Origin of the sequence: Leucobacter edaphi, from assembly GCF_016522535.1 — a bacterium.
GTDB lineage: Bacteria > Actinomycetota > Actinomycetes > Actinomycetales > Microbacteriaceae > Leucobacter > Leucobacter edaphi.
The window spans coordinates 19,226-35,102 of record NZ_JAEHOI010000002.1; the positions used below are offsets into that span (position 1 = coordinate 19,226).

At 69.2% G+C, this 15,877-nt stretch carries 13 protein-coding genes; 7 read left to right on the forward strand and 6 right to left on the reverse strand.

Annotated elements, in window-relative coordinates:
• Positions 1–91 precede the first annotated feature (91 nt).
• Positions 92–1,804 carry a bifunctional phosphoribosylaminoimidazolecarboxamide formyltransferase/IMP cyclohydrolase gene (gene purH, locus JD292_RS01440; RefSeq protein WP_200130965.1) on the forward strand — a complete coding sequence of 571 codons (1,713 nt, stop codon included), beginning with the start codon at positions 92–94 and terminating at the stop codon, positions 1,802–1,804.
• A gap of 112 nt (positions 1,805–1,916) precedes the next feature.
• Positions 1,917–2,270 (forward strand): hypothetical protein, encoded by a 354-nt coding sequence (locus JD292_RS01445; protein WP_200130966.1) that lies wholly within the window; start codon positions 1,917–1,919, stop codon positions 2,268–2,270.
• Between the two features lie 1,079 nt (positions 2,271–3,349).
• Here the strand turns inward: JD292_RS01445 and JD292_RS01450 are convergent.
• The gene (locus JD292_RS01450; RefSeq protein WP_200130967.1) at positions 3,350–4,840 is read right to left on the reverse strand and encodes an Ig-like domain repeat protein; all 1,491 of its coding nucleotides are present in this window, start codon (positions 4,838–4,840) and stop codon (positions 3,350–3,352) included.
• Positions 4,841–5,193: 353 nt separating this feature from the next.
• Complete coding sequence (locus JD292_RS01455) at positions 5,194–6,717, reverse strand: aldehyde dehydrogenase (NADP(+)) (RefSeq protein WP_200130968.1); 1,524 nt, start codon at positions 6,715–6,717, stop codon at positions 5,194–5,196.
• 370 nt (positions 6,718–7,087) lie between these two features.
• Between JD292_RS01455 and JD292_RS01460 the strand changes: the two genes are divergently transcribed.
• From JD292_RS01460 to JD292_RS01480, 5 genes are all read left to right on the forward strand, one after another.
• Positions 7,088–8,272: a branched-chain amino acid ABC transporter substrate-binding protein gene (locus JD292_RS01460; protein WP_200130969.1), complete on the forward strand. Its 1,185-nt coding sequence runs from the start codon at positions 7,088–7,090 to the stop codon at positions 8,270–8,272.
• 83 nt (positions 8,273–8,355) lie between these two features.
• Positions 8,356–9,249, forward strand: a complete 894-nt coding sequence (locus JD292_RS01465; RefSeq protein ID WP_200130970.1) for a branched-chain amino acid ABC transporter permease — start codon at positions 8,356–8,358, stop codon at positions 9,247–9,249.
• Positions 9,250–9,251: 2 nt separating this feature from the next.
• Entirely contained in the window at positions 9,252–10,415 is a 1,164-nt protein-coding gene (locus tag JD292_RS01470; protein WP_200130971.1) for a branched-chain amino acid ABC transporter permease, read from the forward strand.
• Entirely contained in the window at positions 10,415–11,242 is an 828-nt protein-coding gene (locus JD292_RS01475; protein ID WP_200130972.1) for an ABC transporter ATP-binding protein, read from the forward strand. Before JD292_RS01470 ends, JD292_RS01475 begins: the two co-directional genes overlap by 1 nt.
• A complete protein-coding gene (locus JD292_RS01480) occupies positions 11,239–11,949 on the forward strand; it encodes an ABC transporter ATP-binding protein (protein WP_200130973.1) in 711 nt (236 codons plus the stop codon). The genes JD292_RS01475 and JD292_RS01480 overlap by 4 nt, the downstream gene beginning before the upstream one ends.
• Before the next feature lie 87 nt (positions 11,950–12,036).
• Here the strand turns inward: JD292_RS01480 and JD292_RS01485 are convergent, their stop codons facing one another.
• The 4 genes from JD292_RS01485 to JD292_RS01500 are packed head-to-tail and all read right to left on the reverse strand — an operon-like array spanning position 12,037 to position 15,873.
• On the reverse strand, positions 12,037–13,524 hold the full coding sequence (locus JD292_RS01485; RefSeq protein ID WP_200130974.1) for an FAD-dependent oxidoreductase: 1,488 nt from the start codon (positions 13,522–13,524) through the stop codon (positions 12,037–12,039).
• Positions 13,521–13,907, reverse strand: coding sequence for a (2Fe-2S)-binding protein (locus JD292_RS01490; RefSeq protein ID WP_200130975.1), 387 nt, complete (start codon positions 13,905–13,907; stop codon positions 13,521–13,523). Before JD292_RS01490 ends, JD292_RS01485 begins: the two co-directional genes overlap by 4 nt.
• On the reverse strand, positions 13,904–15,142 hold the full coding sequence (locus JD292_RS01495; protein WP_200130976.1) for an NAD(P)/FAD-dependent oxidoreductase: 1,239 nt from the start codon (positions 15,140–15,142) through the stop codon (positions 13,904–13,906). Before JD292_RS01495 ends, JD292_RS01490 begins: the two co-directional genes overlap by 4 nt.
• Positions 15,139–15,873, reverse strand: coding sequence for a GntR family transcriptional regulator (locus tag JD292_RS01500; protein ID WP_200130977.1), 735 nt, complete (start codon positions 15,871–15,873; stop codon positions 15,139–15,141). Before JD292_RS01500 ends, JD292_RS01495 begins: the two co-directional genes overlap by 4 nt.
• Positions 15,874–15,877: the final 4 nt, after the last annotated feature.

Below are 15,877 nucleotides of genomic sequence, written 5' to 3' on the forward strand. Positions count from 1 at the left end.
GCCCCGAACGCTTTCCCATCCGAGACGTAACCCACCCCATCACCCCGAACCACCCCGCATCACCCGCATCACCCCGACACGAAGGAGCCCGATGGCAGTCCAGAGCCACGATCCCAGCCTCTACGAGCACCGCGACCTCATCCCTGTGCGGCGCGCGCTCATCTCCGTGAGCGACAAGGATCGGCTCCTCGACCTCGCCGCCGCGCTCGCCGAGGCGGGCGTGGAGATCGTCTCGACCGGCTCGACCGCGCAGACGATCCGCGACGCCGGACACCACGTCACCGACGTCGCCCAGGTCACGGGCTTCGCCGAGGCGCTCGACGGCCGCGTGAAGACGCTGCACCCCGCCGTGCACTCCGGACTCCTCGCCGACCTGCGCCTCGCGGATCACCGCGCCCAGCTCGCCGATCTCGGCTTCGCGCCGTTCGAGCTCGTCGTCGTGAACCTGTACCCGTTCGAGGAGACGGTCGCGTCGGGCAAGCCCGCGGCTGACGTCGTCGAGAACGTCGACATCGGCGGCCCCGCGATGGTGCGCGCGACCGCGAAGAACCACGCCAACGCCGCGATCGTCGTCTCGCCGTCCCGCTACGACGAGATCATCGAGGCCGTCCGCGCGGGCGGCACCACGCTCGCGCAGCGCCGCTCCCTCGCGACCGAGGCGTTCGTGCACACCGCGAACTACGACGGCGCTGTTGCGAACTGGTTCCTCGATCAGCAGGACGCCGGCTGGGACGACGCCGCGGCGACCGCGGACGCCGACGCGCACGATCACGAGGGCCCCGAGGAGGAGTACCCCGCCGAGGAGTCGCTCGACATGATCTTCGAGCAGCCCGAGGACGGCGCAGGCGCCGACACGACCCTCGGCTTCGAGATCTTCGGCCTGCGCGAGGCCGTGCTCCGCTACGGCGAGAACAGTCACCAGCGCGGTGCGCTCTTCGCCGAGAGCGGGGGAGCCGGGATCGCCCAGGCGCGGCAGCTGCACGGCAAGGAGATGTCGTACAACAACTACGTTGACGCCGACGCTGCGGTGCGCGCCGCCTTCGATCACGAGCGACCGGCAGTCGCGATCATCAAGCACGCGAACCCGTGCGGGATCGCAGTGGCCCCGGAGGGCGCGGCCGATCCGATCGCCGCGGCGCACGAGCTCGCGCACGCCTGCGATCCGGTGTCCGCGTTCGGTGGCGTGATCGCCGCGAACCGCACCGTCACGAAGGGCATGGCCGAGACGGTTTCCGGGATCTTCACCGAGGTCATCGTCGCCCCCGACTTCGAGCCGGAGGCGCTCGCGATCCTCACCCAGAAGAAGAACATTCGCCTGATCGCGCTGCCGGGTGACTTCACCCAGAACCCGATCGAGCTGCGCCAGGTGTCCGGCGGCTTCCTGCTGCAGGAAGCCGACCGTCACTTCGCACCCGTCTCCGAGTGGGAGCTCGCGGCCGGCGAGCCCGCCGACGCGGCGACGCTCGCCGACCTCGAGTTCGCGTGGCGCGCCTGCCGAGCGGTGAAGTCGAACGCGATCCTGCTCGCCAACGACGGCGCCTCCGTTGGCGTGGGCATGGGCCAGGTGAACCGAGTCGATTCCTGCCGCCTCGCCGTGCAGCGCGCGGGGGAGCGGGCCGCGGGATCGGTCGCAGCGTCCGACGCGTTCTTCCCGTTCGCTGATGGCCCCGAGGTGCTGTTCGAGGCCGGGATCCGCGCCGTCGTGCAGCCGGGCGGCTCCGTGCGCGACGCCGAGGTCATCGAAGCTGCGAAGGCGGCCGGCGTCACGATGTACTTCACGGGCGAGCGCCACTTCTTCCACTAGGAACCGAACCATGCGGGTAGCCATGCTGCCCGCGCTCGCGGGCTGCCGATCCGCGAAACGCCCGATGGGCGTACCGAACCGGCAAGAAAGTTAGGGAGTCATGGATACCACTATGGCCATCGTTAAGGGCATCCTCGTCGTGCTGCACATCGTCGGCTTCGGCGTCGTGTTCGGCGGGGCGCTCGCGCAGCTCAGCAATGTGAAGCGCGGGATCGCGCGCGTCACCCCGGGCATCCTGCACGGCTCGACGCTGCTCTTCGTCACGGGCCTGCTGCTCGTCGGCTCGATCTACATGATGGGCGGCCAGCCGAACAACGCGAAGATCGGCGTCAAGATGGTCGTGCTCATCGCGCTCATCGTGATTATCCTCGTGAACCGCAAGAAGGAAAAGGTCTCCGGCGGCGTGCTCGGCGCGATCGCGGGCCTCTCGGCCCTGAACGTCGCGCTCGCGGTGCTGTGGAACTAGGCGCCTGAATCCGCGCCGATCCGGTGCGGCGAAAGCCCCTGCTCAGTCTCCCGTTCGCGGGAGTTCGGAGCGGGGGCTTTCGCGTTGTCAGCCGGAATCTGGGAGATAGGGGTCGTCGAGACCGGTCGCTCGCCAGTGACGATAATGTGTCGCCCGAACTCACGGCCGACCCCCCCTTCGGATCCCTCGCGCACTCCTCGAAGTCCTTGCCGAGTGACTTCATGTAGCGCCAGTCGGCAATCCTCCGGTCGAATCGTTCCGCGGTGAGGCCGGGATCAACCGCGCCGCGGTCCTGCAGGCACTGCAATTCCAGGCCCGGCTCGTTGTTCGGATTGCCTCTCGTGAGGATGAAGAGCGGCTCGATCACGGCTCTCCCCGTTGCTCGCATGCACACGTCGGCGGCGGCGCCCAGATCGAGATGATCCGGCAGGCCGTCGAGGAAGACGATGTCGTTCCCCGCATCTTCGTCGGCGAAGTCGGCTTCCTGCCCGGAGCGGTGCAGGCACTCGAAGTACCGGTTCCTGGCCTCTGCGCGTTCCTCCTCGGAGACCTGGCCGTCTGCCAGCACGCCGCGCACAAACGGGTCATCCGAGTCTTCGAACGCGCGCGTGAACTCGGCTCTCCAGGGGTTCGTCGCGCTGATGTCCAGCGTCGCATTGCCGGGAAGCGAATCGGGTGAGAAATCCCCGCCGAGTGTGCCGCAGCCGGCGCACGCGGCGGCCGCCGCTGTGGCCGCGGCGATCCTCTGCCAGGCCCCTCTGCCGTGCATGCCCGGGTCCCCTTCCCTCGGTGCGCTTTCGCGCCGCTGCCGCGAGCTCCAGATCGCAGCAGTTCCGAGCGGGGATCGGAGGAGCCGCCCTCGGCAGAGCGACAATCGGGCTCCTTGCCGGGAACTTCGGCCCGTCGGTCGTCCGAGTCGGCGCGCTTGAAACAGAGGGTACCCGCCGCCACCCAGGAGGAGTCAAGGCGCGACGCGGCGAACTCCATGCCGGTCAGCGAGCCGTTGGGCCCGTTGTGGCGGGCATCTCACTTCGGCTCGGCTCGGCTCGGCTCGGCTCAGTTTGGCTCGGCTCCTCGGTTCACGCGGTTTCGGCTCGCCCGCGGCGGAGCAGCAGCGCGGCGCCCGACCCGATCAGCGCGGCGACGATAGCCGCGAGGTGCAGCGGGGTGCCGGATCCCGTCGCCGCGAGCGGCTCGCTCCCACCGGTCCCTGCGCCGCGCGATCCGGCCCCCGGTTCTGTCCCCGACGCACCGGGCGCCGAGGAGTCCGGCTTCGGATCTGGATCGGACGTGCCGGGATCGACCGGGTTCGGCCCCGAGGGTACGGGGATGATAACCGTGTGCTCGCTGGGCAAGTGGTTGACGTCACCGGCGAAACTCACCCGGTAGGTTCCGGCTGCCACCCGCGGGAAGGCGAAGCTGCCGTCCGCGCCGATGGTGGCGCTGCCGCTCCCGGCGCCGGTGGAATCGATCAGCGAGACGCTGCCGCTCGGGATCGTGCCGTGGACGCCGGTGATCGTGCCGCTCAGCCCCTCCGGCGCGGTCTCCGCGTGAACGATCGCGGTGATCGCGGTGTCGGCACGCGCAACGACGAGCCGGTTCTCGGCGTGGGCCTCGGCCCCTGCCGGATCGACGTAGTGGGCGGTGACCTGGTATTCGCCTGCGGGGTGCGCGCTCGCCGCGAGTCGCACCCTTGCCGTGCGCTCGGTGACCTCCGCCGATCCCGCCGGCGCGTCGGCGACGGAGAAGGTGACCGTGCCGCCGTCCTCTCCGTCCTCGTCGACCGTGGCGGTGAGCGTGGCGGGCTGCCCGTAGGTCACGGCCGCAGAGGCGACCTGGACGCTGCGCGTGATCGCAGGTTGCGGGGCATCGAACACGAGCCGCATCGCCAACTTGCCTGGCCGAACTCCCGCGAACATCCCCTGCCACTTGCTCGGGTCGCTGAGGTGCGACGGCTCGAGGGCGAGCTGGCTGACCACGGTCTCGCCCGATTCCGACACTCCGAGACTGATGGGATGATTCTTGCTCTGGGGCGGATTCGTGGCGACGTCGTAGAGCGTGGTGGCGGCGACAAAGTAGTCCGTGTCCGGGTCGAGCGGCGTTTCGAGAGCGAACGGCACCCACGTCATCCCGGGCTTCGGCGCGGTCGTGAGCGGGATGGGGGCGGCCGCCGACACGGCGAGTGGCTCGCCCACGGGGTGCGTGTTCTCCGCGTCCCAGCGAACGACGAGTGCCCGGAAATGGATCGCGGTGTTCTCACTGTGCGTGTTGTGGATCGGGATGTCCACGGATTGCAGAACCGTGTCCGTTGAGTTCGGGGTCCGGATGACGCTGCCGGAGACGGTGTTGAACGAGCTGAAGCCGGGGCTCTGGTCCGGCACGGTAACCGAGCCGAAGCCGCTCTGTGAGGAGACCGGCATTTCGGGTGCGACCTCGGTGAGCGCGCTCGCGGGCGCGGTCCCGGAAACGAGGGGGAACAGGAGGATCGCCGCCGCGGTGAGCGCGGTCATCATTCCATTGCGCCTGGCGCGACGGGATGAAGCGGTGCGGTCGGATCGAATGCTGCTCATGTAAACGCCCCCAGGTGCTCCGGGGGTGCGCGGAGCGACCCGGTCGTGACCGCGCGTGCTGCGACGCGAAGCGGCCCCCTGTTGATTCCGCTCCCCGTGAGACCCCGATTTCGATGCCCGGGGTCTCGTATTTAGTTTAACGGTTGTAGCGTAAAACGCGAATCGCTCGACGGAGTCCGGCCCCTGCCCGCGCGGAATCGTCTCGGACGCTGGGGAGGGGTCCCGCCGGGTCTCCGCTCGTGCCACGGGCCTCGGCGATGGCAGGCCGAAAAACACCAGGGGCGTTGCGGCCACAATCGCGACCACAACGCCCCTGATCAGGTCGAACGCTCAGGGCGTTCAACGCAGTGTGTTTAGCGCCAGCGCGCACCCCAGGACTTCGACTCCCCGGCGGGCGCGATCGCCTGCGGCACGTCGGCCGGGTTGGAGTCGCGGAGTGCGTCGGGCAGGAAAGCGTCCGGCGCGTTCTGGAACGCGACCGGGCGCACGAAGCGCTTGATCGCGGAGGTGCCGACGGAGGTGCTCGAGTCGTTCGTCGTGGCGGGCCACGGTCCGCCGTGCTGCTGCGCGGGGGTCACGGCGACGCCGGTGGACCAGCCGTTGAACAGCACGCGGCCGACCTGCGCGGCGACCGCGGCGACGAGCGCGCGCAGTTCCTCGACGTTCTCGCTCGTGCCCGACCCCTCGGCGGAGCTGATGTGCAGCGTGCCGGTGAGGTTGCCCTCGTAGAACTCGGGCATGAGGGCGGCGAGATCGGTGCCCTCGGGGGTCTCGACGACGATCGAGAGCGGGCCGAAGGCCTCGTCGACCAGGGCTTCCTTGCCGACGCGGAAGTCCTCGAGCGAGACGGCAACGATCGTGGGGGTCGCCCAGCCCTGGCCGTCCTCGTCGAAGCGGATGCCGCCGGGAACGATTGCGCGGACGCCGGGGGACTCCAGGATCTCGCTGCGGCGCTCCTCGAAGCTTCGGGCGATGCGCGGGTCGAGGAGGCGGTGCTCGGGGATCTCGCCGGCCTCGGCGGCCGCGGCGATTGCGTCGGGCAGTGCGGAGCCCGCCGGCACGAAGATGAAGCCGGGCTTGGTGCAGAGCTGGCCGGCCGATCCGGAGACGCTCGTGAGGTAGCCGGAGGCGATGTCGTCGGCGCGCTCGGCGATCGCGTCGGCAGTGACGAACACGGGGTTGACGCTGCCGAGCTCGCCGTAGAAGGGGATCGGTGCGGGGCGGTTCGCCGCGATGTCGGCGAGGAGGCGGCCGACCGAGATCGAGCCGGTGAACGCGCCGGCCTTGATGCGCGGATCCTTGAGCACGGCGACGCCGGCCTCACGGCCGTGGATCAGGTGGAACACGCCCTCGGGCATGCCCGCGGCCGCGAGGGCCCTGCTGGCAACCTCGGCGGTTGCGTCGGACAGTTTCGGGTGGCCCGAGTGCGCCTTCACGATGAGCGGGCAGCCCGCGGCGAGGATCGCGGCCGAGTCGCCGCCCATGACGGAGAAGGCGAACGGGAAGTTCGACGCGGAGAAGTTGATGACCGGGCCGAGGGGGAGGTGGGTGCGGCGGATGTCGGGGCGCACGCCGAGCGCGAAGTCGTTGTCGGCCGGGTCGATGCGGGCGTCGAGGTAGGCACCGTCGACGAGGGTGTCGGCGAAGAGGCGGAGCTGGACGGCCGTGCGGGTGACCTCGCCGGAGAGGCGCGCCTCGGTGAGGCCGGTCTCGGCCATGCCGATGGCGACGAGGTCGGCCTTGGCGGCCTCGAGCGCGTCGGCGACGGCGACGAGCGCGCGGGCGCGATCCTCCGGAGCGGTTGCGGCGAACGCGGGGGCTGCTGCTGCGGCCTCGGCGACGATCGCTTCGAGTTCGGGGGTGAGCGTGCCTGTCATGGCGGTTCTCCTTCGGGTCTGGGGTGCGGGGCGGAAGCGCCCGTGTACGGCCGGCGCTGCCTGCCATGTGCAATTGTACTGTGAAGTGCACGCTTCGGCACGTGCGCACGTACGAATCCCAGTTTGTCACGAAAGGTATCGACGGGAACTGTATTCCGTGAACAGCGAAACGGCAGGGGAGTGTGCGCGCCGGGCAGCACCGATCCCCTGATCTCGACCGAATTTCCCGGGAGAATTTTCCGTGTCCGAATCGTGACCTGGGTGATACCCTGGCGCGCTGGTGCTGTGTACTATGGCACTTGACGCGAAGGAAACGCGCGTTTGAAAACTCCTTCCAAAGATCCAACGAAGCATCGGGAAAGGTAATCCTATGTATTCACGTCACACCCACCGCGGTCGCCGTATCGCGGCCGTCGGAGCCATCGTGCTCTCGGCCGGACTGGTCCTCAGCGGCTGCTCGGGCGGACTCGCGAGCGGAGACAAGGGAGGCTCCGAGGAGGGGCCGATCAAGCTCGGCATGCTCGCACCGTTCTCCGGCTCCGAAGCCGCGTTCGGCGACTACATGAAGAACGGCGCCACCATGGCCGTCAACGAGATCAACAAGGACGGCGGCGTGGACGGCCGCAAGCTCGAGCTCGTGGTCGAGGACGACGCCTGCGACGCGACCGCGTCGGTCGCCGCAGCGCAGAAGCTCGTCACGGCGGGCGTCGTCGCCTCCGTCGGCGGCTACTGCTCTGGCGCCACGCTCCCGACGCTCCCGATCTTCAAGGAAGCCTCCATCCCGATGGTGATTCCCGCGGCGAACTCCAACGCGCTCGTGGGCCAGGGCGCCTTCCTCATCAACGGCACCGGCGCCCAGCAGGCTGGCGCAACCGTGAAGTACGCGGAGAAGCTCGGCTCCAAGAAGGTCGCCGTCGTCGACGACAACACCGACTACTCGAAGGACCTCGCCAAGTCGGTGCAGTCCCAGGCGAAGGAATCCGGCAAGGTCGAGATCGTCAAGACGGACTCCGTCAACCCCGACGAGAAGGACTTCGCCGCGAACGTCAACAACGTCCTCGGGTCCAAGCCCGACCTCATCGTCTGGACCGGCTACTACCAGGCAGGCGGCCTGCTGATCCGCCAGTTCCGTGACGCGGGCTACGACGGCACGATCCTCGTCGGCGACGGATCGGTCGATGCGCAGCTCTCCGCGATCGCTGGCGCCGAGAACGTCAAGAACGTCGTCGGCACGTTCACGCAGACCCCCGACATGCTCGAGGGCGCGGACACGTGGATCAAGGACTACAAGACCGAGTTCAAGGCCGACCCCGGCCCCTACTCGACGCAGAGTTACGACGCGGTCCGCGTGGTGGCCGAGGCGATGAAGAACGCGAAGTCGACCGACGGCAAGAAGGTCGACGAGGCGCTTGCCGGGCTGAAGGACTTCAAGCTCTTCTCCGGCCCCGCCACCTTCACCAAGGACGGCACCCTCGAGGGCAGCGGCGGCTTCGTCATCGTCGAGCCCACCGGTGCCGGCGGTTCGTTCGTCATGAAGGACAACCTGCAGGGCTAGGGACTCAAGGGGGCCGCTCGGGACACCACCGGGCGGCCCCTCGTCCTCCCTCGCATCAACCGTGAACCTGCAAAGGCGGTAACGTGTTTCAACTTGTCTGGAATGGGCTGTTCGTCGGTGCCTTCTACGCCCTGGTAGCCCTCGGCTACAGCATGGTGTACGGCATCATCAAGCTGCTGAACTTCGCGCATGGCGACCTCTACATGCTCGGCTCCTTCATCGCGTTCGTGATCCTCGGCGCGACGACGGGCCTCTTCGGGATCGGGTCGATCCCGATCCTGCTCCTCGTTCTCCTCATCACGATGCTCCTCACGGGCGGCGTCGGCGTGATGATCGAGCGCATTGCCTACCGTCCGCTGCGCACCAGCCCGCGTCTCGCGGCGCTCATCACCGCGGTCGGCGTCTCCTTCACCCTCGAGTACGCGGTGCGCCAGATCTTCGGCGCGAGCCCGAAGGTGTTCCCGATCCGGCTGTCCGGCTCGCCGATCGACGTGTTCGGTGCCCGGATCACGATGCCGCAGATCATCCTCATGCTCGTCGCTGCGGTGCTCATGTTCGTGCTGCAGCGCTACGTCATGCACTCGCGCGAGGGCCGCGCGATGCGCGCGATCGCCCTCGATCAGAAGGCATCGCTCCTCATGGGCGTGAACGTCAACAAGGTGATCTCGCGCACGTTCTTCATCGGTTCGGCGCTCGCCGGTGCGGCCGGCGTGATGGCGGCCGCCTATTACGGCACGATCGACTTCCTGATGGGATTCGTGATCGGGCTGAAAGCGTTCACCGCGGCCGTGATCGGCGGCATCGGAAATCTCTACGGTGCGATGATCGGCGGCCTCGTCCTCGGTCTGCTCGAGTCCTTCGGCACGCACTTCCTCGGAGGGCAGTGGCGCGACGTTTTCGCGTTCGGCTTCCTGATCCTCTTCCTCGTGTTCAAGCCCACCGGCATCCTCGGTGAGCGCGTCGTGGAGCGGGTGTGATCATGGCCAAGACGAAGACTCAACGCATCGCCGTTCCGAAGCCGTTCCTGGAGCGGCCCCCGGCCGTGAGCGGCCTGCTCGCGCCGCAGAACTTCATGCGGGGCCTGGGCCTCGTGCTGTTCATCGGCGCGGCCGTGCTGCCGTTCATCTCGGCGTCACCGTATCTGATCTCGATCCTCACCTCGGCGATGATCTACATCGTGCTCGCGATGGGCCTCAACGTGGTGGTCGGCTACGCCGGTCTCCTCGACCTCGGCTACATCGCGTTCATGGCGGTCGGCGCGTACACGAGCGGCATCCTGACGACGCAGTTCGGGCTCTCCATGCTGGAGACGATCCCGATCGTGGTCCTCGCGTGCATCGTCGCGGGCGTGATCATCGGCGGTCCGACGCTGCGGCTGCGCAGCGACTACCTCGCGATCGTGACGCTCGGCTTCGGTGAGATCATCCGCATCACGGCGAACAACCTGCAGATCACGGGCGGCCCCTCGGGCATTCACGGCATCCCGACCTGGCGGTTCTTCGGCTGGTCGTTCGCCGACGGGCTCGACATCGGCGGGATCCACTTCAACTCGAAGATCCTGTTCTACTACTTCGTCCTGTTCGTCGGGATCGGCCTCGCGGTCGTCGCCGTCTCCCGCCTCGGCAAGGGCAAGCTCGGCCGCGCGTGGAAGTCGGTGCGCGACGACGAGGACGTCAGCGAGGCGATGGGCATCAACGGCTACAAGACGAAGCTGTCGGCCTACATCATCGGCGCGGTCTGGGGTGGTTTCGCCGGCACGCTGATGGCGAGCCACCTGAGCGCGATCTCGCCGAACAGCTTCGAGTTCCTGTACTCGGCGCTCGTGCTCATGGCGGTCGTGCTCGGCGGCATGGGCTCGACGCCAGGTGTGATCATCGGCGCCCTGTTCGTGTCGCTCGCGCCGGAGTTCCTGCGCGACTTCTCGGAGTGGCGCTTCCTGATCTTCGGTGTGCTGCTCGTCGTCGCGATGATCTTCCGCCCGCGAGGGATCTGGCCGGCAAATGCCGTCCTGCCGTTCCTCAAGAAGCGGTCGATCCCGCAGGTGCCCGCGACCTCAGCGGTCGGGGTCGTCGGGGTCGAGGACGGGCCGGACGGGCCGGACGAGGTCGTCATCGTCGAGAAGACTGAGAAGGAGAAGGACTGATGAGCGACACGCAGAACACCGCGGGTCCCGCGGTTGCCGAGCGCCGGTCGGGCGATCCTCGGAAGACGATCCTCGAGGTCAAGGACCTTGCCGTCTCCTTCGGCGGTATCAAGGCCGTCGCCGGGCTCTCCTTCTCCGTGCACGAGAACGAGATCATCTCGGTGATCGGCCCCAACGGCGCAGGGAAGACGAGCGCGTTCAACTGCATCTCGGGCTTCTACCGGCCGAACGCGGGATCGGTCGTCTTCGACGGCCAGGAGATCACCCGCAAGAAGCCGTCCTACATCACTGAGAAGGGGATGGCGCGCACGTTCCAGAACGTGCGCCTGTTCTCGGAGATGACGGTGCTCGAGAACGTGAAGACCGGGATGCACTCGCACCTCGGCCAGAACGTGTTCGACGCGATGCTGCACACGCCCCGCTACAAGCGGAGCGAGGAGCAGTGCACGGAGGACGCGCGCGGCTGGCTCGACTTCGTCGGCTTCCGGGCGGACGACGAGCTCCTCGTGACGCAGCTGCCCTACGGCGAGCAGCGCCGCGTCGAGATCGCTCGCGCGCTCGCGACGCAGCCGACGCTGATCCTGCTCGACGAGCCCGGCGCCGGCCTCAACCACAACGAGAAGATGGAGCTCATGGGCCTCATCAGGAAGATCCGTGACCTCGGGGTGAGCGTCGTGCTCATCGAGCACGACATGGGTCTCGTGATGGAGATCTCGGAGCGCATCGTCGTGCTGAACTACGGCAAGGAGATCGCGGACGGCACGCCGGAGCAGATCAAGAACGATCCCGTCGTGATCGCCGCCTATCTCGGGGAGGAAGAGGAATGAGCACGCTCACACTCGAGAACGTTGAGCTCTACTACAACCGGGTCCACGCACTGCGGAACCTCAGCATCGAGGTGCGCGAGGGCGAGATCGTCTCCCTGCTCGGCAACAACGGCGCGGGGAAGACGTCGACGCTGTCGCTCATCTCGGGCCTCGAGAAGGCGAAGAGCGGCACGGTGCGCTGGGGGGATCTCGATCTCACGAAGCAGCGGCCGTGGGACATCGTTGGCGCAGGCCTCCTCCACATCCCGGAGGGTCGTCGCGTGTTCTCCACGATGACGGTGCACGAGAATCTCCTGCTCGGCGGGTATCTCGTGAAGGATCAGAAACTCATCCAGGAGCGCGCGGACTACGCGTACGAGCTGATGCCGCGGCTCGCCGAGCGGCGGGATCAGCAGGGCGGAACGCTGTCGGGCGGCGAGCAGCAGATGCTCGCGCTCGGGCGGGCGCTCGTTGGCGGGCCGAAGCTGCTCCTGCTCGATGAGCCGTCGATGGGTCTCGCACCGCTGATCGTGAAGCAGGTGATGGACATCATCCGCGAGGTCAATCAGCAGGGCACGACGATTCTGCTCGTCGAACAGAACGCGCGCGCCGCGCTGAAGATCGCCGACCGGGCCTACGTGCTCGAGTCGGGCCGGGTCACGATGGAGGGACCAGCGTCGGAGCTCGCCGCGGATCCGCGCGTCATCGAGGCGTACCTCGGGGCGTAGCCGAATCGCAGCGAACGGGGCGGCGGAAGCGATTCCGCCGCCCCGTTTCGTGTGTCCGGGGGAGTGCGCGTGCGCGCGCGTGTTGGCTTACTCGTCGAGATCGAGCAGCGAGCCGACCGTGATCGGCTGCGCGACCGGGCGTTTCGAGGCCTGGGCGAGCGACTCTGCCGCGGGGCGCTCGCCGCCGCCAGCGGCGAGGCACGAAACGGCGAAGCCGCACACGCGCCCCTGGCACCAGCCCATGCCCGCGCGGGTGACGCCCTTCTGGGTGCGGGCGTCGTCGCCCGCCATGTCGTCGCGCGTGCGCACGATCTCGCCGACCGGCACCTCCTCGCAGCGGCACGCGATCGTGTCCTCGGTGAGGCGCTCGGCCCAGCCGGCCGGGATCGGGTGCGCGAGGTGCATCGCCTCGGCGAAGGAGCGCTGACGGCGCACCGCCCGCAGCTCGGCGCGCGGGGTCGACCCCGGGTACTCGCCGAGCGACTCGCGCGCGGCCTGGCGGCCCGCGATCCGCCCCTCGAGCACCGCGAGCACCGAACCGCCGACGCCCGTGATCTCGCCCGCGAGGAACAGCCCGGGGACGTTCGAGCGCTGCACCGCGTCGACCGTGGCGATGAGCGAGCCGTCGACGTCCTGCGCGGTCGCGACGCCGAGCTGCTGCGGCAGTTCGAGCTGCGGGGTGAAGCCCCAGCCGAGCCCGACGCCGTCGACGCCCTCGATCAGCCTTTCCGAGCCGGGAACCGCGCGGCCGTCGCCGTCGACGCGGGCCGTGCGGACCGCCTCGACGCGGCCGTCTCCGAGGATCTCCGTGATCACGGTGCGGACCCGGTAGGGGATCCGGGAGCACAGGAAGGTCCACGCGTAGCCCGCGCCCTCGATCGCCTTCGCGGGGACACCGATCGCGCGGTGCGCGCGCGGGATCCACCCGGCGAGCGAGGCGGACTCGCAGACCGCGGCGACCTCGCCGCCCGTCTGCACGATGTTCGCGGCGACGGGGAGGAGGAACGGACCCGTTCCCCCGATCACGAAGCGCTTCCCGGGAAGCATCCCGTTCTGCTTCACGAATCCCTGGATGCCGCCGGCGGCCATCACGCCGGGGAGATCCCAGCCGGGAACCGGGAGCTGCCGATCGTAGCCGCCCGTCGCGAGGACGAGCCGCTTCGCGCGGATCGACTTCGGCAGCGCGGAGGACTCGCCGGGGCCGTGCGCCGGGGCGAGGAAGAGGGTGAAGCCGGGGTCGTCGGCGCGCGCCATCCACACCGAGGCCGCGGGAAGATACCGGAGCCGCTCGGTCGCGACGCCCAGGTCGAACGCCGCGCGGAGCTCGAGGTACTCGGACCAGCCGTGGTGGAGCGCACCGTCGTCCGCGATTCCGGCCGCCTCGGAGCGGTGGCGCCAGTACTGGCCGCCGGGCTGCTCGCCCGAGTCGACCACGACGGCGCTGGCGCCCTCGGCGAGCGCCGCGGCGGCCGTCGCGAGGCCCGCGGGACCGGCGCCGACGATCGCGACGTCCCACTCCTGCGCGCGTCCCGTCGGGCGCTGAGGTGCGCTCTGCTGCGCGGACTCCCTGCTCATGCGCGGTTCTCCTCGGCTGAGTTGTCGGTTGCGGGCTGGGCTGCGCTCTCGGCCGAGTCGTGGGGTGCGTTCCCTGCGGCGTGCATCCCGGCGGTTGGCGCCGTCGCGCGTCCGGCGTCGGCGATCCGCATGCCCTCGGTGAGGGGGATCATGCAGGCCCGCTGGCCAGATTCGCCGTCGATCTCGACGATGCAGTCGTAGCAGACGCCGATCCCGCAGAACAGCCCCCGCTTGCCGCCGCCGCGCGTCGAACGCCACGCGTCGCAGCCCGAGGCCAGGAGCGCGGCCGCGACGCTCGCGCCCGGCTCGGCCGAGATCGGCTCGCCCTCGAAGCTCGCGGTGACGCGGCGGCCGGTCGGCCGGAAGTCCGTCTCGGCGCTCATGCGCTCTCCTTCGTCGCTGCAGTGTCCTGATCGTTGGCGTGATCCGCGCCCGGTGGGGCAATCGGCCCAGGCGCCCCGTGCGCCGGGGCGGCCGCGTCGGCGAAGCGCTCCGGGCGGAATGGGGCGAGCGGAACACCCGGCTCTTCACCGGCGAGCGCCTGCGCGATGAGCTTCCCCGTGCCCGCGGCGAGGCCGATCCCGGCGCCCTCGTGGCCGGCTGCGTGCCACAGCCCGGGCGCCCGAGGGTCCGGGCCGATCACGGGCAGGTGGTCCGGGCAGTAGGGGCGGAAGCCGTGATAGTGCCGCAGGATCCTGGTGCGCTCGAGGAACGGGAAGAGCGCGACCGCGTTGCGGGCGATCGTGCGCAGCGCCTCCGTGCTCACGGTGCTGTCGAATCCGACCCGTTCCCGGCTCGATCCGATCAGGATCGTCCCGGCCGGCGTGCCCTCGACCACGGGGGAGGCCTGCAGCCCGGCGTCCGAGCTGCCAACGTTATCGACGTACTCGGCCGCGTACACCTTGTGGTGGACCATCGGCGGGAGCCGCTCGGTGACCATGACGAAGCCGCGCCGCGGGAGCACGGGCACCGGCGCGCCCGCGAGCTCGCCGATCGGCCCGGCCCACGTGCCCGTCGCGTTCACCACGTTCGCGGCGCTGAAGTCTCCGCGGGGAGTGCGGACGCCGGTCACGCGATCCCCGTCGCGGAGGAACCCGGTCACCGGCGCGCGCACCACGAGCTCCGCCCCGGCCTCACGGGCCAGGCGCAGCAGGTGGGACGCCGCGAGCACGGGCTGCACCTGGCTGTCGTCCGGATAGAAGGCGGCGCCGAGCGCGCGATCCGTGACGTTCGGCTCCAGCTCGCGCAGCGCCGCCTCGTCGAGACGCTCGGTGCGGATCCCGAACTGGCGCTGCGACGAGGAGAACCGATCCAGCGAGGTGAGGCTCGTCTCCTTCGAGGCGACGATGATGCCGCCCTTCCGCTCGAACTCCCACAGGTGACCGTGCTCGGCGAGCTCGCCGCTCCAGAGGTCGAGGGAGAAGCGGGTGAGCTCGAGTTCAGGCCCGAGCTCCTTGTCCGACACCAGAATGTTGCCCTCGCACCGGGAGCTCGTCCCGCCGGCCGGGAGATCCCGCTCGATCACCGTGACGGTGAAGCCGGCGCGCGTGGCGAAGTAGGCGGTCGCGGCGCCGATGATGCCGGCGCCGATGACGATGATGTCGGAGGTTCGTGTCATTCTTCCCGTGGACGATCTGGATCAGGGTCCTGGCCGTCGGTGGTGTCACCGGTGGCCCAGACGTCGCGTGCGTGTGAAATGTGCTGGCGGAGGAGCTCGACGGCGGCTTCGCCGTCGCCCGCGACCAGCAGGTCGATGAGGGTCTGGTGCTCGCTCGCCGTCGTCGAGAGCCGGCCCTGGCTTGCCAGGAGGCCGATCCCGTACAGGCGGGTGCGCGTGCGGAGTGAGGTGGCGAGTTCTGTGAGCTGCGGATTGTTCGCATAGGACAGGATCTGCGCGTGGAACTCCCGATCATCGCGGAGATAACGCTCGAGATCCTCGGTCTCTGCTGCCCGCAGGCAGTCGTCGGCGAGCGCCTGCAGGCCCGCAATGTCCTCGTCCGGGATGTTGCCCGCCACCAGACGCATGGCCGGGGGCTCGAGGAGCACCCGGATCTGGGCGAGATCGTCCAGATCCTTCTCGCTCATGCTGGTGATCCGGAAGCCCTTGTTCTTCAGCGTCTCCACCAGCCCCTCGCGGGCCAGATCCATCATCGCCTCGCGCACCGGCGTCGCGGAGACGCCGAGCGCCTGCCCGAGCACCGGTGCCGAGACGATCTCGCCCTCCTCCAACCGCCCGGTGATGATCGCGGTGCGCAGCTGATCGAGCACCGTCTCGCGCAGATTGCGCGGACGATCCAGCGGGGTCAGCTGCGCCTCGGGTTCGGGGCGGTTCGGGGTGGACGAGGACATGACG

Bases quoted from the DNA above. Each gene is read 5' to 3' on its own strand.
- JD292_RS01475 (WP_200130972.1), top strand. From the start codon at position 10,415: ATGAGCGACACGCAGAACACCGCGGGTCCCGCGGTTGCCGAGCGCCGG.
- JD292_RS01455 (WP_200130968.1), bottom strand. From the start codon at position 6,717: ATGACAGGCACGCTCACCCCCGAACTCGAAGCGATCGTCGCCGAGGCC.
- purH (WP_200130965.1), top strand. From the start codon at position 92: ATGGCAGTCCAGAGCCACGATCCCAGCCTCTACGAGCACCGCGACCTC.
- JD292_RS01500 (WP_200130977.1), bottom strand. From the start codon at position 15,873: ATGTCCTCGTCCACCCCGAACCGCCCCGAACCCGAGGCGCAGCTGACC.
- JD292_RS01485 (WP_200130974.1), bottom strand. From the start codon at position 13,524: ATGAGCAGGGAGTCCGCGCAGCAGAGCGCACCTCAGCGCCCGACGGGA.
- JD292_RS01490 (WP_200130975.1), bottom strand. From the start codon at position 13,907: ATGAGCGCCGAGACGGACTTCCGGCCGACCGGCCGCCGCGTCACCGCG.
- JD292_RS01450 (WP_200130967.1), bottom strand. From the start codon at position 4,840: ATGAGCAGCATTCGATCCGACCGCACCGCTTCATCCCGTCGCGCCAGG.
- JD292_RS01480 (WP_200130973.1), top strand. From the start codon at position 11,239: ATGAGCACGCTCACACTCGAGAACGTTGAGCTCTACTACAACCGGGTC.
- JD292_RS01495 (WP_200130976.1), bottom strand. From the start codon at position 15,142: ATGACACGAACCTCCGACATCATCGTCATCGGCGCCGGCATCATCGGC.
- JD292_RS01460 (WP_200130969.1), top strand. From the start codon at position 7,088: ATGTATTCACGTCACACCCACCGCGGTCGCCGTATCGCGGCCGTCGGA.
- JD292_RS01445 (WP_200130966.1), top strand. From the start codon at position 1,917: ATGGCCATCGTTAAGGGCATCCTCGTCGTGCTGCACATCGTCGGCTTC.
- JD292_RS01470 (WP_200130971.1), top strand. From the start codon at position 9,252: ATGGCCAAGACGAAGACTCAACGCATCGCCGTTCCGAAGCCGTTCCTG.